This window comes from Glycomyces harbinensis (assembly GCF_900101745.1).
In the GTDB taxonomy this organism is placed as follows: Bacteria; Actinomycetota; Actinomycetes; order Mycobacteriales; family Micromonosporaceae; genus Glycomyces; species Glycomyces harbinensis.
The window spans coordinates 37,068-56,557 of record NZ_FNAD01000020.1 but is presented as its reverse complement, the minus strand read 5'-3'; the positions used below and the strand labels follow the sequence as shown (position 1 = coordinate 56,557).

The 19,490-nt window shown below is 70.3% G+C and carries 19 protein-coding genes and 1 tRNA gene; 6 read left to right on the top strand and 14 right to left on the bottom strand.

From position 1 onward, the window contains the following. Positions 1-167: 167 nt before the first annotated feature. The gene (dacB, locus tag BLQ63_RS24445) at positions 168-1,601 is read right to left on the bottom strand and encodes a D-alanyl-D-alanine carboxypeptidase/D-alanyl-D-alanine endopeptidase (RefSeq protein ID WP_091040160.1); all 1,434 of its coding nucleotides are present in this window, start codon (positions 1,599-1,601) and stop codon (positions 168-170) included. Positions 1,602-1,656: 55 nt separating this feature from the next. On the opposite strand from dacB, the gene BLQ63_RS24440 reads away from it, so the two are divergent. Then, the gene (locus tag BLQ63_RS24440) at positions 1,657-2,154 is read left to right on the top strand and encodes an inorganic diphosphatase (RefSeq protein WP_091040159.1); all 498 of its coding nucleotides are present in this window, start codon (positions 1,657-1,659) and stop codon (positions 2,152-2,154) included. Between the two features lie 234 nt (positions 2,155-2,388). Here BLQ63_RS24440 and BLQ63_RS24435 read toward each other — a convergent pair whose 3' ends face one another. Next, on the bottom strand, positions 2,389-3,159 hold the full coding sequence (locus BLQ63_RS24435) for a YaaA family protein (RefSeq protein WP_218125480.1): 771 nt from the start codon (positions 3,157-3,159) through the stop codon (positions 2,389-2,391). A gap of 624 nt (positions 3,160-3,783) precedes the next feature. Here BLQ63_RS24435 and BLQ63_RS24430 point away from each other — a divergent pair. Continuing rightward, positions 3,784-3,858: transfer RNA gene (locus tag BLQ63_RS24430), tRNA-Lys, on the top strand. Between the two features lie 215 nt (positions 3,859-4,073). On the opposite strand, the gene BLQ63_RS24425 is transcribed toward BLQ63_RS24430, so the two are convergent. From BLQ63_RS24425 to BLQ63_RS24400, 6 genes are all read right to left on the bottom strand, one after another. Next, positions 4,074-4,370: a hypothetical protein gene (locus BLQ63_RS24425; protein WP_143015071.1), complete on the bottom strand. Its 297-nt coding sequence runs from the start codon at positions 4,368-4,370 to the stop codon at positions 4,074-4,076. A gap of 200 nt (positions 4,371-4,570) precedes the next feature. Then, positions 4,571-5,026, bottom strand: a complete 456-nt coding sequence (locus BLQ63_RS24420; protein ID WP_091040156.1) for a DUF4383 domain-containing protein — start codon at positions 5,024-5,026, stop codon at positions 4,571-4,573. A 258-nt stretch (positions 5,027-5,284) separates the two neighbouring features. Beyond that, positions 5,285-5,767 carry an SRPBCC family protein gene (locus tag BLQ63_RS24415; RefSeq protein ID WP_091040155.1) on the bottom strand — a complete coding sequence of 161 codons (483 nt, stop codon included), beginning with the start codon at positions 5,765-5,767 and terminating at the stop codon, positions 5,285-5,287. Next, a complete protein-coding gene (locus BLQ63_RS24410; RefSeq protein ID WP_091040154.1) occupies positions 5,764-7,386 on the bottom strand; it encodes a phytoene desaturase family protein in 1,623 nt (540 codons plus the stop codon). Before BLQ63_RS24410 ends, BLQ63_RS24415 begins: the two co-directional genes overlap by 4 nt. Positions 7,387-7,566: 180 nt before the next feature. After that, complete coding sequence (locus BLQ63_RS24405) at positions 7,567-8,367, bottom strand: SigB/SigF/SigG family RNA polymerase sigma factor (RefSeq protein ID WP_091040153.1); 801 nt, start codon at positions 8,365-8,367, stop codon at positions 7,567-7,569. A 484-nt stretch (positions 8,368-8,851) separates the two neighbouring features. Then, positions 8,852-9,337, bottom strand: coding sequence for a hypothetical protein (locus BLQ63_RS24400; RefSeq protein ID WP_218125479.1), 486 nt, complete (start codon positions 9,335-9,337; stop codon positions 8,852-8,854). A 617-nt stretch (positions 9,338-9,954) separates the two neighbouring features. Between BLQ63_RS24400 and BLQ63_RS24395 the strand changes: the two genes are divergently transcribed. The 3 genes from BLQ63_RS24395 to BLQ63_RS24385 all read left to right on the top strand — a co-directional run bounded on the left by BLQ63_RS24395 (position 9,955) and on the right by BLQ63_RS24385 (position 12,156). Continuing rightward, positions 9,955-11,004, top strand: coding sequence for an iron-containing redox enzyme family protein (locus tag BLQ63_RS24395; protein ID WP_091040152.1), 1,050 nt, complete (start codon positions 9,955-9,957; stop codon positions 11,002-11,004). 89 nt (positions 11,005-11,093) lie between these two features. Then, positions 11,094-11,309 carry a CDGSH iron-sulfur domain-containing protein gene (locus tag BLQ63_RS24390; protein ID WP_091040151.1) on the top strand — a complete coding sequence of 72 codons (216 nt, stop codon included), beginning with the start codon at positions 11,094-11,096 and terminating at the stop codon, positions 11,307-11,309. 643 nt (positions 11,310-11,952) lie between these two features. Continuing rightward, entirely contained in the window at positions 11,953-12,156 is a 204-nt protein-coding gene (locus BLQ63_RS24385; RefSeq protein ID WP_091040150.1) for a hypothetical protein, read from the top strand. A 106-nt stretch (positions 12,157-12,262) separates the two neighbouring features. Here the strand turns inward: BLQ63_RS24385 and BLQ63_RS24380 are convergent, their stop codons facing one another. From BLQ63_RS24380 to acs, 3 genes are all read right to left on the bottom strand, one after another. Then, complete coding sequence (locus BLQ63_RS24380; protein ID WP_091040149.1) at positions 12,263-13,405, bottom strand: amidohydrolase; 1,143 nt, start codon at positions 13,403-13,405, stop codon at positions 12,263-12,265. Positions 13,406-13,497: 92 nt separating this feature from the next. Continuing rightward, positions 13,498-14,418 (bottom strand): alpha/beta fold hydrolase, encoded by a 921-nt coding sequence (locus tag BLQ63_RS24375; protein ID WP_091040148.1) that lies wholly within the window; start codon positions 14,416-14,418, stop codon positions 13,498-13,500. Between the two features lie 75 nt (positions 14,419-14,493). After that, positions 14,494-16,452 (bottom strand): acetate--CoA ligase, encoded by a 1,959-nt coding sequence (gene acs, locus BLQ63_RS24370; RefSeq protein ID WP_091040147.1) that lies wholly within the window; start codon positions 16,450-16,452, stop codon positions 14,494-14,496. A gap of 339 nt (positions 16,453-16,791) precedes the next feature. Between acs and BLQ63_RS24365 the strand changes: the two genes are divergently transcribed. Further along, complete coding sequence (locus BLQ63_RS24365; RefSeq protein ID WP_091040146.1) at positions 16,792-17,547, top strand: oxidoreductase; 756 nt, start codon at positions 16,792-16,794, stop codon at positions 17,545-17,547. A gap of 22 nt (positions 17,548-17,569) precedes the next feature. Here the strand turns inward: BLQ63_RS24365 and BLQ63_RS24360 are convergent, their stop codons facing one another. The 3 genes from BLQ63_RS24360 to mqnE are packed head-to-tail and all read right to left on the bottom strand — an operon-like array spanning position 17,570 to position 19,421. After that, entirely contained in the window at positions 17,570-17,815 is a 246-nt protein-coding gene (locus BLQ63_RS24360; RefSeq protein WP_091040145.1) for a DUF4229 domain-containing protein, read from the bottom strand. Then, positions 17,812-18,246, bottom strand: coding sequence for a hypothetical protein (locus BLQ63_RS24355; protein WP_091040144.1), 435 nt, complete (start codon positions 18,244-18,246; stop codon positions 17,812-17,814). The genes BLQ63_RS24360 and BLQ63_RS24355 overlap by 4 nt, the downstream gene beginning before the upstream one ends. Beyond that, on the bottom strand, positions 18,246-19,421 hold the full coding sequence (gene mqnE / locus BLQ63_RS24350; protein ID WP_091040143.1) for an aminofutalosine synthase MqnE: 1,176 nt from the start codon (positions 19,419-19,421) through the stop codon (positions 18,246-18,248). Before mqnE ends, BLQ63_RS24355 begins: the two co-directional genes overlap by 1 nt. Between the last annotated feature and the right edge of the window lie 69 nt (positions 19,422-19,490).

The window sequence follows — 19,490 nt, the reverse complement described above, 5'->3', positions numbered from 1 at the left end:
CGGGCTTCCTGCCGACTCCGAGCGAAGGGCCCCGGGCATCCGCCCGGGGCCCTTCGCTTCCTGAAGCGGTCTTCAGCCGTCTTAAGCCTGGCTTCAGCTTCGGGGCGCCACCATGGGACCTGCCGGACGGAACCGGCGGAGAGGAGCCCCATCGATCGAAGCCCCGATCAGCAGCCGCACCGCGCCACCGCGGTCGAGATCTCGTCCATCGCCGCCTCGACCGCTTCCTCGCCGGTGGTCGCCTGGTTGCTGATGAGCGAGAACACGAGCTGCCTGCCGTCGAGCGTCGTCAAGGTCCCCGTGAGCGAGCTGACCCCGCTGAGGGTGCCGGTCTTGGCCCGCACCACGCCCTTGCCGTCCCCGGCGGAGTCGAACCGGTTCCTCAGGGTCCCCGAGTACCCGGCCACCGGCAGCGACTCGAACACCGACGCCGCCTGCGATCCGGCTGCGCCGAGCAGCACCTGGGTGAACGCGTTCGCGGTCATGCGGTCGGTCGGCGACAGGCCCGAGCCGTCGTAGAACACCAGCCCGTCGGTCGCCACGCCCAGGGACTCCAGGGTCGCCAGGTGCACCGTGGACATGGCCGCCCAGGTCATCTCGCCCTCGACGACCAGCGCCGTCTGGAGCGCCACCGCGTCGGTCAGCAGGTTGTCGGAGGTGAGGATGAACGAGTCGACCAGCGCCGCCAGCGGTGCCGAGTACACGGTCGCGACCTCGGCCGCGCCCTCCTCGGCGACGCCTTCGGCGACATCGGCGCCGAGGATCTCCGCGAACTCCAGCACGGCGACCGTCGCCGGGTCGGTGTAGTGCTCGGCGTACTTCTGGGTGTTGTCCTTGCGGCCGCCGTCGACCATGATCGGGGCCATCGGCGCCGTCGCGTAGACCAGGTCCTCCGTCAGCACGCCTTCGGCCTTCGGGTTGTCGGTGAACACGCTCGTGTCCAGGTAGACCGTGGCCGGCGCGTCGCCGCCGCGCGCCTCCAGGACCGCGTCGGCCAGCTCGGTGAGGCTCGCGCCCCGGGCGTACTCGTTGTAGTAGCCGTCGCCGTCGACGGTGAGCGTCACGTCCCCGCCGGCCACGAGCACCACGCTGTCGTCGGTGGGGCCCTCGACCACGGTCGTGGGGATGCGGTACTCGGCGCCCAGGTGCTCGAACGCGGCCACGGCCGCGACCACCTTCATCGATGACGCCGGGGCGAGGGGCGTGTCGCCCTCCTGCTCGTAGAGGACCTCGCCGGTCAGGGCGTCGGCGAACGACGCCGAAGTGGAGCCGTTGAGGCGCGCGTCGTCGAGCAGCGCGGGCAGGACCGACGCGAGGTCGGGGACCGGTGCGTCGGCGTCGGAGGAGGCCAGCACCGGCGCGGGCTCGACCGGGGGATAGGCCTCGGGCGGGGTGAACACGCCGGTCTGCGGGTTCGCGACGGCGGCGAACTGCCACACCAGGCCCCCCGCTGCGGCTACGGTGACCACGACGGCGAGAGCGGCGAGGACGCCCGTGAGGGCCCGGCGGCGGCGCGCCCGGCCGGGTTTGGCGGGTGCGGCGGGCCCGGCGTGTGGCGTACTACTCGCGCCCTTGGGGTCGGCGTTGTCGCTGAGGGACATGCACAGAGACTAGGCCATTAAGAGCACTGCATTTGAGCCTGGAGGAGGTCGGCCTGTGGAGTTCGACGTGACGGTGGAGATCCCCAAGGGGAGCGCCAACAAGTACGAGATCGACCACGAGACCGGACGCATCCGTCTGGACCGGACGCTGTTCACCGCGACGGTGTACCCGGCCGACTACGGCTTCATCGACGACACGCTGGGCCAGGACGGCGACCCGCTGGACGCGCTGGTGCTCGTGGAGCCGACGTTCCCCGGCTGCGTCATCCGCGCCCGCGCGATCGGCATGTTCCGGATGCGCGACGAGAAGGGCGTGGACGACAAGGTGCTGTGCGTCCCGGCCGACGACCCGCGCAAGGACCGGTTCAAGGACATCGCGGACGTCCCCGAATTCGACCGCCTGGAGATCCAGCACTTCTTCACGGTCTACAAGGACCTGGAGCCCGGCAAGAGCGTCGAAGGCGCGACCTGGACCGGCCGCGCCGAGGCCGAGGAAGAGGTGCGCCGATCCTTCGAGCGCGCCAAGACCGAGGGCTACCACTCCAACCACTAGCGACATGAAGGAAGGACCCGGACGCATCCCGTCCGGGTCCTTCCTGTCGCTTCACCCGCGGAGCACTTCAGCTCCCCTTCAGCTTCACCGAGGCAGGGTTGTTGCCAGGGGCGCTCCGAACGAAACGCGACGGTAACTACCGTGATGCCCGGCCCGCCTTCAGCTCCGCTTCAGGTTCCCCCGGGCAGGGTTGTTGCCGGGGGCCCTCGCTACTACACGCGAGGGTAGCTTCGCTCAGGCGTTCAGGATGTCCAGCAGCCAGGGCTTGGACCGGGTCGCCGGTTCGCTGAGCTCGACCTTCCAGCCCTGTCCGGCGAGGAAGTCGCCGAGGTCGGCGGCCGACTCGGGGCGGGCGCCGCCGGCGAGGAGCGCCCGGGCCACGTCGCCGCGGGTGGCCTTGGCCATGTGTGTCACGACGCTGCGCTTGCCGTCCGCGTCCTCTTTGAACACGCGGACGGAGACGCCGCGGTCCTTCGGGCCCCACACCTGGGCGTACGCGCCCGAGCGGAGGTCCACGATGAGCTCGTCGCGGGCGCCGAGGACCTCGGCGACGGCCGGTCGCCACAGCTTCGCGAGCGTCTCGGTGCCGGGGAGCTTGGCGCTCATCGGCATCCGGTAGGGCGGCACCCGGTCGGAGGGCCGCAGCAGCCCCCACAGCGGCGAGGCGATGAGGACCTGCTCGCCGTCGGGGAGGTCCCCGAGGCCGAGCCGGTCGTAGAGGACGCCGTTGTACAGCTCCCAGGCGGCGAGGGTGGGGGCCGTGCGCAGCGCCCGGTTCGCCTGGACGTAATGCCGTTGGGTCGCAGGGAGTTTCAGCGCTTTCGCGGCAGCGTCCTCGTCGGCGCACAGTTCGACCAGGCGGTCGACGAGGAGTTCGCGGATGGGGTTCAGCGCCGGTGAGGAGAGACGCCCAAGGTCGAGGGGAGGACCGTCGCCTTGACCGGCCTTCCCTTCTGACGGCGGCAGCAATATGAGCACAGCAGGCGAGTCTACCTGCTCGTCCACCCGGATAGGGAAGGGCCGTGCCGGGCGACGCGCCCCGATCGCAGAGTCCTTGCGGTATCACCCGACCGGGGGTACACAGCCTCGCCTCGATGGTTTATAGTACATATGTTCGATCTTAGCGGGAGCGGGCCCGACCCCACCGAGGGCTGCGTGTGACGCGGATCGAAAAGGCGCGGCGGCGGTGCTCCGCGACTGCCGCCGCGCCGTCCACCAGCGGCGGTGCCGAGCCCACACCGCCCGCCGCAGGCTCCACCGCCACCGGCCCGGCGGTGGAGTCCGGCCTGAAACAGGTCGCCGCGACCGGATCGCGGGTCCGGCGACGCGAGAACCGGTCCGATTCCCATCCTCCCCCAGGGCTGTGACAATCCGAGTGCCGCGGGCCGTCCGCTCGAAAGCGCCACCTGGGAGGAACGGGAGCCGCGGAGGTCGGCACTCTACGCGAACGTCGGCGGCGGCCATGTGCACCGCTGGCAGAGCGAGATCGACAAGTTCCTCGGAGGGTGGCCGTGCTGGCCGCCACGAGGGCCCAAGTCGAACAGTCCTCGTGGCGGCCATGCCGTACCATCGATGCCGCAGCCTGCTGCCAGAGCGGAGCTGCGGGCCGATACGATATCGTCTCGGCAAGGGCCTCTAGCTCAATGGCAGAGCTGCGGACTTTTAATCCGTAGGTTCTCGGTTCGAGTCCGAGGGGGCCCACCAGTTCAGGCTCGTCGCCAGCAACTTCCTTCTGATGGCGCCTCCGTTCACGCTCCTGGAAGTGCTTTGCGATGTGTTTCCGTGGGTGTCCTATGGATGGGCCAGCGACGTAGTCCTTCCGTGGACAGTCGGGGTGAACGGCTTTGCCGCGTCTGCCTCTGGTGAGGTGATCAACTGCGATGAGCCGCCAGGCTGCGGAGCCGACGGGGCTGAGCGGGCTAGCCCGCGCCGCGGGCTCCTGGCTCCGTCGCCCCCGGACGCGGAGCTGCGGTCGGCGACGGCTCGAATCGGTGCCTCACCGCCGAGGCACTGAACCACAGGGCCCTGCGCTCGGGGTGTGCGTCGGCGAAGGCGTGCAGCACGCCGGGGATGATGCGCCCGAGGTCGGCGCCGGCCCCGGCCATGTCGAACAGGGCGATGCGTTTGGCTTCAGGACCCATGGCGTCGCAGACCAGCCGCAGGTGGGTGCGGACGAGGCGCCGTGACCGGCCTGTCGAGGGCGAGCGCCTCTTCAAGAGTGGGATGATCCCCTCGAGATACTCCCGGCCGCCGGCGCACAACTGCTCGGCGTGCTCGACCGGGCCCGCGCTCGCGTTGCTCGGCGGTCGCCAAGGACGGGGGCGCAAAGCCGCTGCCCGTCGGGTCGCGCGTCCACTCCGCATCAACGCGCGGCCGACGCGAGGAACGTGTCGGCCGCGCGGTCAGTGGTGCGGATCTATGAGCGGGTGACGCTCCGGTTGCTGCGGGAGAAGTAGGCTCCCAGACCGATCATGCCGATGGCGAGAACCAGGTGAAGCCAGTTGTCGGCGTCGTTGAGCGGCACGAAGTTCGCCGCCGAGTCCAGGTCGATGAACAGACCGTAGATCCAGAGCACGAAATAGATCGCGCCGCCGGTGATCAGGTACATGACGGCATTCCTCGCAGTACGGGCCATGAGGAACCCGACGACCCCGAACAGCAGGTGCACCAGGTTGTGCAGGATCGAGACTTCGAAGACCCCGAGCAGCTTCGCATCCGAATGGTGGCCCGCGAAGGTCATCGTGTCGAAATTCGTGGTGATGCCGGGGACGAACCCGAGCAGCCCGATGACCGCGAAGACAAGGGCGATCGACATCGTCACGATCTGCACGGTTGAGCGCTTATTCGTCGACTGTGAATGTGTTTGCGTCATTGCTGAATCCTTTCTGATCGATCCGGGAATACAGGCGTACCCCTTCCCCTCCGTTCCATTCGGTGGGCGCCTGTCCGAGCACCAGCTTTCGGCCCCGCTCCGCCGACATCGAATCGGCGGCCGCAGAGGCCCAGTCCGCATCGTCGACGGACGTGTGCCGCCTCCCTGGGGCCTTGAAGGCCGGACGACCGGAGTTGAGTGCGCTCGGAGTTCGGGGCACTGCTCGGCGCGGGCGTTCGACGGCCTCGCCGGACCGGCTCATGCCGGTTCTTCGTCCACCGTTCGCTCGTCGCGGTCCTGCGCGCAGGACAGTCGGGAGAGCCGGTCGAGCGATTCGCGGTTGCGGGGCGCGACCAGCCGCGTCTGGACCGACACCGGCAGGAGCGCGAGCGGGCCGCCGGTGGCGACCTCCCTCATCGTGATCGCGGTCCCGCCTTCGGCAGGGGCCAGGTCGAAGCGGACCCGGGCCTTGCCCAGCGGCCACATCCGGGCGTCCAGGACGAGCAGGCTCGGCGGGCGGACGGCGACGACCGTGGTCGTGTCCTGGATGAGCAGCGGCCAGGGGCCGATGCTGTGGCAGATGCGGGTTCCCTTCGCGGGCCAGTCGGCGTCCGCGTCGCGGATGCGCGAGGCGCCGACGACCCAGGACGCATAGCCCCATCCGTCGGCGAGCACGGCGAAGACCACCTCCGGCGGGGCGGGGACGGTCACCGTCACGCCGAGGTCTGCTGCGTCCTTCATGTTGCACCGCTTCCGGTTTCAGGGTCGTTGTAAAGCCGCCGATGGAGCCGGTCGACGGCGGCCCGGTACCACGCGCCGCCGAGGCCGTTCCTCGCGAGTGCGGCGCGGGCCGCGTTCGCACCGGGAGCGCCGTGGACGGCGCCGCCCGGGTGGGCCGAGGCCCCGGCAAGGAACAGGCGGTCCAGCACGGTGTCGGCGCGCGCCGCTCCGGCCGCGGGCCGGAAGACGAGCTGCTGGTGGACGGCCGCGGTCCCGCAGTTGATGGCGCCTTCATTCAGATTGCGGTCGAGGCCTTCGAGTTCGAACGGGCCGGACAGGACTCGGCCGATGATGCGGTCGCCGAAGCCGGGAGCGTGGCGTTCGATCGCCCGCTCGATGCGGTCGGCACGCCGCCGCGCGAGGTCGGGGCTCCAATCGAGACCGCGTGGCAAACGGGTGTAACCCCACAGGCTCTCGGTGCCGTCCGGGGAGCGGGTCGGGTCGGTGGTCGTCATCTGGCCCATGAGCAGAAACGGCTTCTTCGCCTCGCGCCCGGTGGCGGCCCGCGCGCTGGACATGGAGAGCCCGTTGAGGTCCGCGCCGAGGTGGACGGTACCCGCCCCGGCGACCGCCTCGTTCCGCCAGGGAATGGGCGATGACAGGGCCCAGTCGACCTTGAACGTGGCCGGGTCCCATTCGAAGGCGTCGAGGTCCGCGACGAGGCGCGCCGGAAGCCGCTCAGTGCCGATGAGATCGCGATACAGGTGCGGGGCTGTGACGTCGGCGAGAACGGCACGGCGGGCGCGGATCGGAGTCCCCTCGCCGTCGCGGACGCCGACGGCGACCCCGCGGGCTTGAAGCACCTTCGCGACGGGCCTGCCGCAGTCGACGCGGCCGCCGTGAGCGTAGAGGCGCGCGACGAGCGCGGCGGTGAGGTTCCCGGCCCCGCCTTCGGGTACGGGGAAGCCCGCGTCCTGGCCGACCATCGACAGGAGCCAGCCGAACAGGGCGCTGCCGGCCTGATCGGGCCCGAGCCCCGAGTGCATCGCATTGCCGGCCATGAGAATCCGGGCCCCCTCGCCCGCGAAGCGCTCCTCCACGAGCCGCCGTGCGGGCAGGACGGCGAGGCGGGAGAAACGCAGCGCGTCGCCGGAGCCCAGCTCCCGCAGGAACGCGAACGCGGCCCGCACGGGCGGGAACGGTCGGAGCATGGCGTCGATGAGGGGTTCGCGCACGCGCCGCCACAGGTCGAACTCGGTGCGCCAGGCTTCGCCGTCGCCGGCCGCGAACGTGTCGAGCGAGGCGGCGGTGCGGTCGATGTCTTGGGAGAGCACGGCGGCCCGGTCGTCGGGCAGCACGTGCGCGAGGACGTCGGGCGCGCGGCGCCAACACAGGCCGTGGTCTTCGAGACCGAGCCCTGCGATGACGGGAGAGACGGCGCCCAGCGGAAAGAACGCGCTGGCCCGGTCGGCACGGAATCCAGGGGCGACCGGCTCAGTCGTGTGCACGGCCCCGCCCGGTTCCTTCTCAGCCTCCAGGACGAGAACGTCCCAGCCCTCCTGCGCGAGGAGGTTCGCCGCGACCAGCCCGTTCGGACCGGCCCCGATGACGACCGCATCGACGGTCTCAATCCCTCTCATCCTGCAAGCCATCCCCTTCAGCCGCCCGTGAGCCCACTCAGTCGGCATACCCACCCGCCCCACATGCATGCCACGAACGTCCCCTGCGCCGGACATTCTCGAAGCCTTCCTCAGTCTCGGCCGCTCCCCCCGTCTGCGGGCGCCCCTCCGGAAAAGTGGGGAACTCCACGGGCGAGAGGTTCAGCGCTCGGGCGCGGTGAGCAGGTGTTCGCGCAGGTCTTCCAGGGTGGCCTTGAGGAGGCGGGAGACGTGCATCTGGGAGATGCCGACCTCTTCGCCGATCTGGGCCTGGGTGAGCTCGTCGTAGAACCGCAGCGCCAGGATCCGCTGCTCACGCGGCGGCAGGTCTTGGAGGAGCGGTACGAGGGCTTCATGGTCGATCACGAGCATGAGGGCGTCGTCGTCCCCGCCGATCAACTTGGCCAGGGAGCCGGAGTCGGCGTCCTGGAAGGCGGGCTCGTCGAGCGAGACGGACCGGAACGCCTGCCTGGCCTCCATGCCCTCCTCGATCTCGGCCTCGGTGACGCCGAGGTGGCGAGCGAGGTCGGCGTTGGTGACCGGCCGCCCCAGCGCCTGGGTGAGCTCGGCGCCGGCCTGGTTGATCGCCAGGCGCAGCTCCTGGAGCCGGCGGGGAACGCGCATGGGCCAGGTCGTGTCGCGGAAGTGGCGCCGCACCTCGCCCATCATGGTGGGCACCGCGTAGGAGAGGAAGTCGCTGCCGCGGGCCGGGTCGAACCGGTCGACGGCGTGGATGAGGCCCACAGAGGCGACTTGGAGCAGTTCCTCTTTGGAGATGCCTTTGCCCGCGTAGCGCTGCGCGATGTGGGCGGCGAGGGGGAGGTGTCCGGTGATGAGTCGGTCGCGCAGGTCGGCGCGATCAGGGTGGTTGTCCTCGAGCGCGGCCAGGCGATCGAACAGGGGAGTGAGCGACTGGTATTCGTTACGGTCGCGCTTGGTGTCGGTTCTGAGGTCTGCAGCCATGCGGCCACCGCCTAACAGCGGACTGGTGGGTACTCCGGCCGTGGCCGGCTTCGGTCGAGCGAGCCGCGGGTGCGGCCAGGTCGATATCGATGAGCTGCGGGCGACTCGCTGCGAGGAGTCGGTTCCCGGGACAGGGCCACCAGCCTGTCACCTGCCGATACCGGCTGGAGCGCTCAGACGACTGTCGCCCGCATCTGGTCGATCTCTCACAGACCGATCCACGCGGATATCCGAGTGTCTCCACCTTTAGCTCGAGCGTATAACGGAAACACGTCCACGTCACCGGGGTCGCCTTTATTGTCGTTCTTCCAAACGCATTCCACATGCCGATACACGCAGGGAAGCTTCGGCGGGGAATGCAGTAGAGCGCGTCTCGGTCGGCGCGCAGGAGTCAGCCTCGCCCGCGGCGACCGGAGCGCCACCCGCTCATGGATGCTCCCCACTGATCACCCTGCCGACACGCTCTCGTGTCGGCCGCGGGCGTTCAGGCGGCGGGCTCGGTCGGCTCGGCCTCGTGGCCGGGTTCGCCCGCCGAGCGGCGTCGGCGCTTGAGGTCGGCCTCGTAGACGTGAGGCATGCCGCCGGTGAGCGCACGGACCTCGCGTTCAAGGTCGCGGAACACGTCGAAGTAGGTGCTCTCGTACTCTTCGATGATCTGGAACGTCCAGCGTCCGGGAAGCACGTTGCGGCCCAGCAGCTCGGTTGTCAGCCTTTGCGCCAGATCCCCGTGTCCGGCGGCCTTCAGCAGGCCGATGGCGTCCTCGACCTTGTAGTCGGCGGAGCCGGTGAGCTGGTGGAAGGCGAACAGGTGGCCGCGGGCTATTTCGGCGGTCTCCAGCGCCTCGGTCAGTGCGCCCACCGCCTCGACGGTGCGATCATCCAGTGCCGAGCGCCATGCGCTCCCGGCCAGCCGCGGGTCGCTCCCGCTGCCGGCAGGCTCGGGCGGCGGTGCGTCGGAGATGTGGTTCATGCATTCCGTAATACCCCCGCGACACCGGCTGAAGCACCAGATCAAACCGCTTGCGGACCGCCGTCGCGGCTACAGCGGCCGATCGACGGCTGCGGTGGCGGCGATCGGCTCGATCGTGTGCGCGACGGCTTTCGTAGCGTTCGAACCAAGGACGAAAGGACCGCCCAGTCCAGACCAAGCGGGGGTATCGGCGGCACTGGCGCCCCGGACGAGGGCCTGGCCGGATGCTCCCACGTCGATCTGGCCGGGCGATTTTCAGCGAGGGGTTGGGGCCGCTCGCGTCGGGTACGCGACAGTGGGGGCGCGCACGCACGGGTCTGGCGGATCGCCGCGCTCGCGCCGAACCTGCGGGAGACCCGGAACTCGGCCGCCGGACGATGACGAGGGGGAAACGATGATGGGGAAGCCATGCGACTCGGGCGCCACGCTTGGTCACGCCAACGCCCTGGGCCGATGCGATGACGAACATTAAGTCCGGCACTGAACCCGCTCGAGGCGTGAACTCGTCGAACGGGACAGGCCCGGCATCGCTCCGAGCGCCCGGACCATCGAGGGACGCACCGGCGACGGACACCCCGTCCGCTCTTCGCCGTGTCCGTCCAGGCGAGGTACGGTCCATGCCGGCGCGCGTACGACCGCGCGGGCCGTTGAGCGCGTCGCTGTGCGCACTGCTGCACCGCAGGTGCCCGCCACCCGAGGCACCGCAGCGGACCGGGCACCTGCTCGACGCGGCGAAGAAGGCCCTGGCGGCCACGGGAAACGTGGTCGAGGACGACGACCTCCAGTTGTCGCTGTTCCTGCTGTACGGGCTGATGTACGGGTCACTGCCCTGGCTGGACGCGTCATGGGAGTGGCACCCGGACCTGATCGCGACCCGCGCGCTGCTGGAGCGCGCGTTCGAGGCGCAGATGCGGTCGGCGGCGACCGCCGAGGACCCCCCTCGAGCCGACCGGGAAGCGGTAGCGGCCTGGTTGTTCGCCGCGACGGCCCCGACCCCGGGACCCGACTTGGCGCGGTTCGTCGCCAGATCCGCTTCGCGGGACCAGGCGCGGGAGTTCCTGATCCAGCGCAGCATCTACACGCTCCGCGAGGCGGACCCGCACTCGTGGGCGATCCCGCGACTGACCGGCAGATCGAAGGCCGCGCTGATCGAGATCCAATCGGACGAGTACGGCGGCGGCGATTCCGAGCGGATGCATGCGGCGATCTTCGCGCGGACCATGCGCGGCGCCGAGCTCGACGACCGCTACGGCGCCTACGTCGACGATGTCCCCGCCATCACGCTGGCCTCGCAGAACCTGATGTCGATGTTCGGCCTCAACCGGCGACTGCTGGGAGCGACTGTCGGGCATCTGGCGGCACTCGAGATGACCTCTTCGCTCCCGAACCGGCTCTACGGCGACGGGTTCCGGCGGCTGGGCTTCGGCGTCGATGTCACCGCCTATTTCGACGAGCACGTCGAAGCGGACGCCGTCCACGAGCAGATCGCCGGCCGCGACCTCGCCGGCGCCCTCGCCCAGGACGAGCCGGCCCTGCTGGAGGACATCCTCTTCGGAGCCGTCGCCGGCCTGCGAATGGACGGATGGGTGGGCGACCGCCTTCTCCACGCCTGGCAGGAGGGTCGCACTTCGCTCCGGCCGACTTCGCGCGAAACGATCCGGGCTTGAAGCTTGAGCGGTCCGACACCCGCACCGGCTCAGGCCAGAGGACCCCGCCCCGACGAGGGAACGGGCTCCGCACCTACAGGAGGCAACTCATGCGAGACGACGACCTCGTGACCGTCACCGCCTGCCCGGACGGACCACTCATCATCCGCGGCCCGGCGAGCTTCATCGCCGAGGACGGCACACCGATCGACCAGCCGCGACGATCCGTCGCACTCTGCCGCTGCGGAGCCTCGGCGATCAAACCCTGGTGCGACGGCACCCACAAGCGCACCGGTTTCACCACCGGCGGTCGCGAACCCCGATGACGCCACGCCCGACATTCATGACGGAACCACTGTCGGCGAACGCCGCTCGTCGAATCCCGACTCCGCGCCGCTGACGTCCGTGCGTCGGAACATCGGAAGGGAACGGCCGGATCCCGCTGATGCCGATCTCCATGGACCGAGACGATCGACGCGACCCTGTCGAAGCGCTGGCGGCGGCCACCAGATCGAGCAGGCCTGGCGGAGGGGCGTCGAGAAGCGCATCGCCTGAACAGGTCGCCGGCCGCGTCCTCGCTGCGAGGGTCGGGCTCGACCTGTGGCCCTGACATCGACACCTAAGGCGCACAGGTGATCGGCGAAGGGCATCCACCCCTCGGTACAGCCCGCGGGCGTGGGGTGGACGGACCTCGCGCGAACCGAGTGAACCGCCAGATCGCGGCCGATGCAGACGGTGCTGCCGATCCTCCGAACCCCAACGTGCCCTTCGCCACTGTGACCTGGGGCATCATCGGCACTCTGGTGTTCATCAGGCTTGTCCGAGGGTTTCCTGCGACGTAATGAGCCGGTGACACGGCCCGGTCAGAGTAGTTCCCGAGGCCCCCGAAACTGCCCGTTCCGCGGGAAGGGCCTCACCGCCGCACCGGCGCGGCACGCTCATCGCATCACCGCCCGGAAGGAAACACCGATGGACGCATACGCGCTCTTGGCCATGAACCTCGTGAAGTCCGAAGCACTGTCGGCACTGCCCGACGCTCCGGTCGTCCCGCACCGTCCCACGCTCTTCGAGCGGATCTCCGGCGCCGCCGGGGCCGCCCGCCGCAGCCTCATCGCCCGCGACCTGCGGGTGGACTCGCTGCCGAAGCGGGCCGACGTCCGCCGGGCCGCATAGGGCCGACGCACGCGAAAAGGGGCCGGGAAGCATCGCTTCCCGGCCCCTCCTCACGCTCCCGGGGCGGCGGCCCAGCCTCCACAGCACCGCCGCCCCGGGCCTTCGCCTATGCGACCCGCGCACCCTCGATGTAGGCCTGCTCCACTTGCGAGTAGTAGTCGAGCGGGTCGCCCGACCACACGCAGAAGTCCGCGTCCTTGCCCGCCTCCAGCGAACCGACCCGGTCGGCCACGCCCAGGACCTCGGCGGGGTTGATCGTCACCGACCGCAGCGCCGTCTCGCGGTCCAGGCCCGCCTTCACGCACTCCATGACCTGCACGATCAGGTACTGGATCGGCACCACCGGGTGGTCGGTCATGATCACCAGCTTCACGCCGGCCTCGGCCATCTTCACCGCGTTCTCGGGGAACCGCTTCGCCGTCTCCACCTTCGCCCGCACGGTCAACAAGGGCCCGAACAGGACCGGGATGCCCTTCTCGGCGATCACGTCCGCGAGCAGGTGCGCCTCGGTGCCGTGGTCGAGGACCAGGTCGTACCCGAACTCGTCGGCGACGCGGATCGCGGTCGCGATGTCGTCGGCCCGGTGGCAGTGCTGGCGCCACGGGATCTCCCGGTTCAGCACCTTCACCAGGTTCTCCAGTTTGAGGTCCCGGTCGGGGTTCTCGGCGTCCCGGTGCTTCTCGGCCGCGATGAACGCCGACCGCAGCACGCCCGCGGTGCCCAGGCGGGTCTTGGGGGTCTGCCCCTTGTCGCCGTACACGCGCTTGGGGTTCTCGCCCAGCGCCGACTTGATCCCGGCGGGGGAGCGGACCACGAGGTCGTCGACGCGGCGATGGCCCGCGGTCTTCACCACGACGCACTCGCCGCCGATCACGTTGCCCGAACCGGGGTTCACGCACGCGGTGAGCACGCCGCCCCTGAGGGCGTCGGCGAAACCGGGCTCGGCCGGGTTGATGCCGTCCAGGGCCCGCACGTGGGCCGTGTTCGGCTCGGTCACCTCGTTCGTGTCGTCGCCCGCCCAGCCCTCGCCGGTCTCGTGGACGCCCAGGTGGGTGTGCGCGTCGACGAGGCCGGGCACGATCCACTTGCCGCGGGCGTCGCGGATCTCGACCCCTTCGGGCACGGGGAGGTCGGCGCCGCCGACGGCGCTGATGCGGCCGTCCTCGACCAGGATGGTGCCCTGCTCGATCGGAGCAGCGGTGATGGGGACGATCGTCGCGCCGCGCAGGGCGAAACTTGCCTCGGACATGGAGCCGCCTTCATTCAGGTGTCGTGCTTGCCGCAACCATCCTGCCGTATAACTAGCCGCACGGCTAGTTCAGGAGGGGTGAATCATGCGCCTCACGCGGCCCAGCGGATGATCTCCTTCGTCACGGTCTCGGGCGCCTCCTGCTGCGGGAAGTGCCCGACCCCGTCCAGGAGCTTCCACTCGTAGCGCCCGTGCACGTACCGGCCCGACCCCTGCGCGGTCCGCGGCAGCACGCACCGGTCCAGCGCGCCGTGCAGCTGCAGCGTGGGCACCGGCGTCGGGCGCTGCAGGAGCTTCACGAACCGCCGCCCGGCCAGGCCCATCGCGGTGCGGAACGGCCACCGGAACGCCTCCAGCGCGCAGAACGCCGCCTGCGGGATCTGGATGACGTCGCGGCAGGCCCGCACGTACTCCTGGAAGTCGCGGGTGCCGCGCCAGCCCGGCCCCGACCACGCGTACATGAGGTCGGCGACCTTGCGCGCGTCCCAGGCGGTCAGCTTGTGCTCGTAGCGGGGCATCTGGAACGCGAACAGGTGCCGCGAGGCCGCCAGCTGGCCCTTCGGGTCCACGGCGAGCGCGGCCCGCTGGCGCAGCGGGTGGGCGGCGCCGAGCACGATGAGGGACTTGAACTGGCGCGGGTGGAACGCGGCGGCGGCGAAGCCGAGGATGCCGCCGAGGTCGTGGCCGACCACCGTGGCCTCCCGCTCGCCCAGGGCCCGGACGAGCCCGACCACGTCGGCGGCCATCGTGTACGCGTCGTACCCGTTCGGGGGCTTGTCGGAGGCGCCGTAGCCGCGCAGGTCCACGGCGACGACGCGGAAGCCGGCGTCGGCGAGGGCCGGGATCTGGTGGCGCCAGGCCCACCAGAACTCCGGGAAGCCGTGCAGCAGCAGGATGAGCGGGCCCTCACCGGACTCGACCACGTGGAAGCGCGAGCCGTTGGCATCGATGTGCCGGTGGGTCCACGGGCCGGGCTTGTGGGCGGCGCTGTCGGCGAAGGTCTTGCGGGTCACGCAGCAAAGCGTACGAGGTCGGGACCGGCTGGACCGACCCCGACCTCGTCACGAAACGCTAACGGCGATGAGCCCCTAGTCCTCCTTGCCGCCCTGCAGGCCGGTCTTGATGCGGCTCATGACCGTGTTGTCGGCGAGCGTGGTGACGTCGCCGATCTCGCGGTCCTCGGCGATGTCGCGCAGGAGCCGGCGCATGATCTTGCCCGAGCGGGTCTTCGGCAGCTCGGCCACGACGATGACCTGTCGCGGCTTCGCGATGGGCCCCAAGGTCTTCGACACGTGGCCCCGCAGTTCCGCGAGGTGCTCGGGGCTCGACTCCGAGACGCCGCGCAGGATCACGAACGCGACGATGCCCTGCCCGGTCACGGGGTCGGAGGCGCCCACGACGGCGGCCTCCGCGACCGTGGCGTGGCTGACCAGCGCGCTCTCCACCTCGGTGGTCGAGATGTTGTGCCCGCTCACCAGCATGATGTCGTCGACCCGGCCGAGCAGCCAGAGGTCGCCGTCGCCGTCCTTCTTCGCGCCGTCGCCGGCGAAGTACATGCCGTCGAAGTGCGCCCAGTAGGTGTCGAGGAACCGCTGGTCGTCGCCCCAGATGGTGCGCAGCATGGACGGCCACGGCTCCCGGATGACCAGGAACCCGCCGCCGCCGTCGGGCACTGAGGCGCCCTGCTCGTCCACGACGTCGACCGAGATCCCCGGGAGCGGGCGCTGGGCCGAGCCGGGCTTGGTCGCGGTGACGCCGGGGAGCGGGGAGACCATGATCGCGCCGGTCTCGGTCTGCCACCACGTGTCCACGATCGGGACGTTGCCGCCGCCGATGTGCTCGCGGTACCACATCCACGCCTCGGGGTTGATGGGCTCGCCGACCGACCCGAGGACCCGCAGGCTCGTCAGATCGTAGCGGGCCGGGATGTCGTCGCCCCACTTCATGAACGTGCGGATCGCCGTCGGCGCGGTGTAGAGGATGGTCACGCCGTACTTCTGGACGATCTCCCACAGCCGCCCGGTGTGCGGGGTGTCCGGGGTGCCCTCGTACATGACCTGCGTGGCGCCGTTCGACAAGGGGCCGTAGACGATGTACGAGTGGCCGGTGACCCAGCCGATGTCGGCCGTGCACCAGTACACGTCGGACTCGGGCTTGAGGTCGAACACCGCGTGGTGCGTGTACGAGGCCTGCGTGAGGTAGCCGCCGGAGGTGTGCAGGATGCCCTTGGGCTTGCCCGTGGTCCCCGAGGTGTACAGGATGAACAGGGGGTGCTCGGCGTCGAAGGCCTGCGCGACGTGCTCGTTGGAGGCGGTCGCGACCGTGTCCTCCCACTTGACGTCGCGGTCGTTCCAGTCGACGTCCTGGCCCGTGCGGGTCACGACGAGGACCTTCTCGACGGTGGGGCACTGCTCCACGGCCTCGTCCACCATGGGCTTGAGCGCGAACGCCTTGCCCTTGCGGAAGCCGCCGTCGGCGCAGACCACGAGCTTCGCGCCCGCGTCGTCGATGCGGCTCGACAGGGCGGTGGCGCTGAAGCCGCCGAAGACCACCGAGTGGGGCGCGCCGATGCGCGCGCACGCCAGCATCGCGACCGCGGCCTCGGGGATCATCGGCATGTAGATGACGACCCGGTCGCCCGCCTCCACGCCCAGGTCCGTGAGCGTGTTCGCGGCGCGCTTGACCTCGTCGAGGAGCGCCGCGTACGTGACGGCCCGGGTGTCGCCGGGCTCGCCCTCGAAGTGGATCGCGACCCGGTCGCCCAGGCCGGCCTCGACATGGCGGTCGAGGCAGTTGGCGGCGACGTTGAGCTCGCCCCCGGTGAACCACTTGGCGAACGGCGGGTCGTCCCAGTCCAGGACCCGGTCCCAGTCCTTCGACCAGTCGAGCCTGCGGGCCTGCTGCTCCCAGAAGCCGAGCCGGTCGGCGGCGGCCTCCTCGTAGGCGGCCGCGGTGACGTTCGCCGTCTTCGAGAACTCGGGGGAGGGGGGGAAGGTCCGGTCCTCCGACAGGAGATTGGCAAGCGTCTCTTGCGGGGTTTCTGCCACGGGTATTCGCTCCTTACAGATCTACGCGCCGATGCGCGACTGTGAGGCGGGTCTATGTCCGGCAACACTAGCGCGAACGGGACGACACAGAACGTTCACCCGCCGACGCACCGGCATCTGGGAAGTGCCTTCGCCGAGCGGCCCGCGGACGGGCGGCGGACGGCGCGCGGGCGGTTCGCCCCCTTTCGGATTCCATCGTCTCGGGGACCCGGGAACGCCGATTCGGGAGGTATCGTCGGACCGGTGCACGACCGTGAACTTCGCTACCATCGTGTGACTGCCCTCTAGACCGCCCGGTGCGCCGTATCAGTCGCCCACGCAAAAGGTAAGGTTCCGCCCGTGGATCCTCTCGCGCCTCTCCTCGAACTCTCCGAGGTTGCCGACGCCCTTGAGAACGCCAGAACGACCGTCGACCGGATGCTCTGGCACGAGGCCCTCCGCGGCGGCGACGAACTCGTCGCCTCGGAAGTGGCCCTGCACAGCGCCTCGGCGACGCTGGCACTGGAAGGCTACGACTGCGACGTCGAACGGCTGCGCGCCGGCGATTTCGACGACCCCATCGTCAGCGGGGTCCTGCGCATCGAGGAGACCCTGCCGGCGCTCTCGGACGTGTGGCCGGTCTCGCCGCGGTTCGTGCTCGCGAAGCTCCACCTGCTCGCCACGCGCGACTTCCCCGACGCCGGCACCGATTTCGAGCCCGGCCGCATCGAGGTCGACAAGTCCGGTTCGGCCCGCATCAACGCGCTGTGCGCGCTGGTCGCCAACCCCACCAAGGAGATCCCCGCCGCGATGGCCGCCGCCGTCGTCCACGGCGAACTCCTCGCGGTGCGCCCGTTCCCGGTGGCGAACAACGTGGTCGCGCGCGCCGCGTCCCGGCTCGCCCTGGCCAGCAAGGGACTCGACCCGAACCTGCTCATCACCGTCGACGCCGGGCACCTCGAGCGCCAGCCCGAGTACGTCGGCGCGCAGCGCGCCTGGTCCACCGGCACCCCCGACGGGGTCCGGTCCTGGCTCAAGCACTACGGCAAGGCCCTCGAGGCCGGCGCCGCGGAGACGCTCCAGATCTGCACCGAGCTGATGAGGGACGCCGGCTGAGCGGTCGAGCCCGGCCCTGAGGTCAGGCGTCCTCGCCCGCGAGCTCGGCCCGCAGGCGCTCCTTCTCCTCCTTGCGGCGTTTGACGCCCGCGTCGATGTGGTCGATCATCGCCTCGCGCTGGCCCCGCAGCAGCGCGAAGCCGAGCACCATCGAGCCGAGCAGGCCGACCGCGAGCGCCGCCCACAGGTTGAGGACGAACGCCAGGGGCACCGCGATCGCGGCGAACAGGCCCGTGCGGGCCAGGAAGTACTTGGCGACCGGGTTCATGCGCGCCGCTCCTCTCCGAAGGATCTGATGCCGGTGTACCACAAGGGGCCGTAGACGAGGACGGCCGCCAGGCCGCCGAGGCCCCCCGACAGCATGGGCGGCCAGGCCGGCGGCGCGATGAGCGCGACCGCGAGGCCGGCGCCGAGCCCGAGCAGCACCCCGATGAGCATGAGGCCCCAGCGGGCCGCGCCCGCGTAGCGGCGGAACTGCTCGGTGAACGCCCAGACCGTCGGCAGCGCCGCGATCCAGCCCGAGGTCTGGCCGAAGGACCGGCCGGTCGGGAGCACGAACACGAGGTCGATGACGACGAGCACGCCCGCGCCCATCACGAAGTACGCGAGCGCGGTGCCCATGAGCTGCCCCAGGGACTCCGCCTTCGGGCTCCCCGCGGGCCGGTCCAGGGCCTCGTCTCGGGCCTTGTCCCCGGGCACTAGAACTTCACCGACTGCGGCTCCGCCCGGCGCTCCCCGATCGTCTGCGGCCGTTCGTATTCGCGCACGACCTCGTAGCGGGTGTTGCGCTCCACGGGCTGGAAGCCGGCGTCGCGGATGAGTTCGAGGAGGTCCTCGCGGGTCATCTTGTCGGGGGTGCCGTACTCGTCGGCGTCGTGCGTGATCTTGTACTCGACCACCGAGCCGTCGAGGTCGTCGGCGCCGAACGAGAGCGACAGCTGCGCGACGTCGAGGCCGTGCATGACCCAGAAGCACTTGACGTGGTCGAAGTTGTCGAGCAGGAGGCGCGAGACCGCGAAGACCTTGAGCGACTCGGCCGGGCTCGCCATCGTGGTGCGCGCCTGGAGCTTGTTGCGGATCTTGCCGTCTTTGGAGTCGTGGAAGTCGTGCTGGTAGCGCAGGGGGATGAACACGGCGAACCCGCCGGTCTCGTCCTGGAGTTCGCGCAGGCGCAGCACGTGGTCGACGCGGTGGCGCGGCTCCTCGATGTGGCCGTACAGCATCGTGGCCGGGGTCTTCAGGCCCTTCTCGTGGGCGAGCCGGTGGATGCGCGACCAGTCCTCCCAGTGGCAGGCGTGGTCGACGATGTGCTGGCGGACCTCCCAGTCGAAGATCTCCGCGCCGCCGCCGGTGAGCGATTCGAGGCCCGCCTCGATGAGCTCGTCGAGGATCTCGCTGGCGCCCAGGCCGGAGATCTTCTCGAACCACTGGACCTCGGTGGCGGTGAAGGCCTTCAGGTTGACCGTGGGGAGGGTCTCCTTGAGCGCCTTGAGGACCCGCGGGTAGTAGCGCCACGGGAGCGTCGGGTGGAGGCCGTTGACGATGTGGAGCTCGGTGGGGAGGTCGCCCGTCATCTGCTCGGCGAGGGCCACGGCCTGCTCGACGCGCATCGTGTACGCGTCGGCCTCGCCGGGCTTGCGCTGGAACGAGCAGTAGGCGCACGAGGCCGAGCAGACGTTGGTGAGGTTGAGGTGCCGGTTGACGTTGAACATCGTCCGGTCGCCGTTCTTGGCGGTGCGGACCCCGTGCGCGAGCCGGCCGAGCCAGGCGAGGTCGTCGACCTCGTACAGGCCCACGCCGTCCTCGAAGCTCAGCCGCTCGCCGGCCGCGAGCTTCTCCTCGATGCCGGCCTTGAACTCGGCGTTGTCGTCCATGGCGCTCCCAACGTTGTGCGGTCTCGCCCAGGGTAACCCCGCCGGGGCCGGGCGGTCGGATCGCTCGAT

What these genes read in the sequence shown, in the direction of transcription:
- dacB (WP_091040160.1), bottom strand. Translation starts at nt 1,601, where the DNA reads ATGTCCCTCAGCGACAACGCCGACCCCAAGGGCGCGAGTAGTACGCCA.
- BLQ63_RS24420 (WP_091040156.1), bottom strand. Translation starts at nt 5,026, where the DNA reads ATGACGCAAACACATTCACAGTCGACGAATAAGCGCTCAACCGTGCAG.
- BLQ63_RS24415 (WP_091040155.1), bottom strand. Translation starts at nt 5,767, where the DNA reads ATGAAGGACGCAGCAGACCTCGGCGTGACGGTGACCGTCCCCGCCCCG.
- BLQ63_RS24410 (WP_091040154.1), bottom strand. Translation starts at nt 7,386, where the DNA reads ATGAGAGGGATTGAGACCGTCGATGCGGTCGTCATCGGGGCCGGTCCG.
- BLQ63_RS24405 (WP_091040153.1), bottom strand. Translation starts at nt 8,367, where the DNA reads ATGGCTGCAGACCTCAGAACCGACACCAAGCGCGACCGTAACGAATAC.
- BLQ63_RS24400 (WP_218125479.1), bottom strand. Translation starts at nt 9,337, where the DNA reads ATGAACCACATCTCCGACGCACCGCCGCCCGAGCCTGCCGGCAGCGGG.
- BLQ63_RS24395 (WP_091040152.1), top strand. Translation starts at nt 9,955, where the DNA reads ATGCCGGCGCGCGTACGACCGCGCGGGCCGTTGAGCGCGTCGCTGTGC.
- BLQ63_RS24390 (WP_091040151.1), top strand. Translation starts at nt 11,094, where the DNA reads ATGCGAGACGACGACCTCGTGACCGTCACCGCCTGCCCGGACGGACCA.
- BLQ63_RS24385 (WP_091040150.1), top strand. Translation starts at nt 11,953, where the DNA reads ATGGACGCATACGCGCTCTTGGCCATGAACCTCGTGAAGTCCGAAGCA.
- BLQ63_RS24380 (WP_091040149.1), bottom strand. Translation starts at nt 13,405, where the DNA reads ATGTCCGAGGCAAGTTTCGCCCTGCGCGGCGCGACGATCGTCCCCATC.
- BLQ63_RS24360 (WP_091040145.1), bottom strand. Translation starts at nt 17,815, where the DNA reads ATGAACCCGGTCGCCAAGTACTTCCTGGCCCGCACGGGCCTGTTCGCC.
- mqnE (WP_091040143.1), bottom strand. Translation starts at nt 19,421, where the DNA reads ATGGACGACAACGCCGAGTTCAAGGCCGGCATCGAGGAGAAGCTCGCG.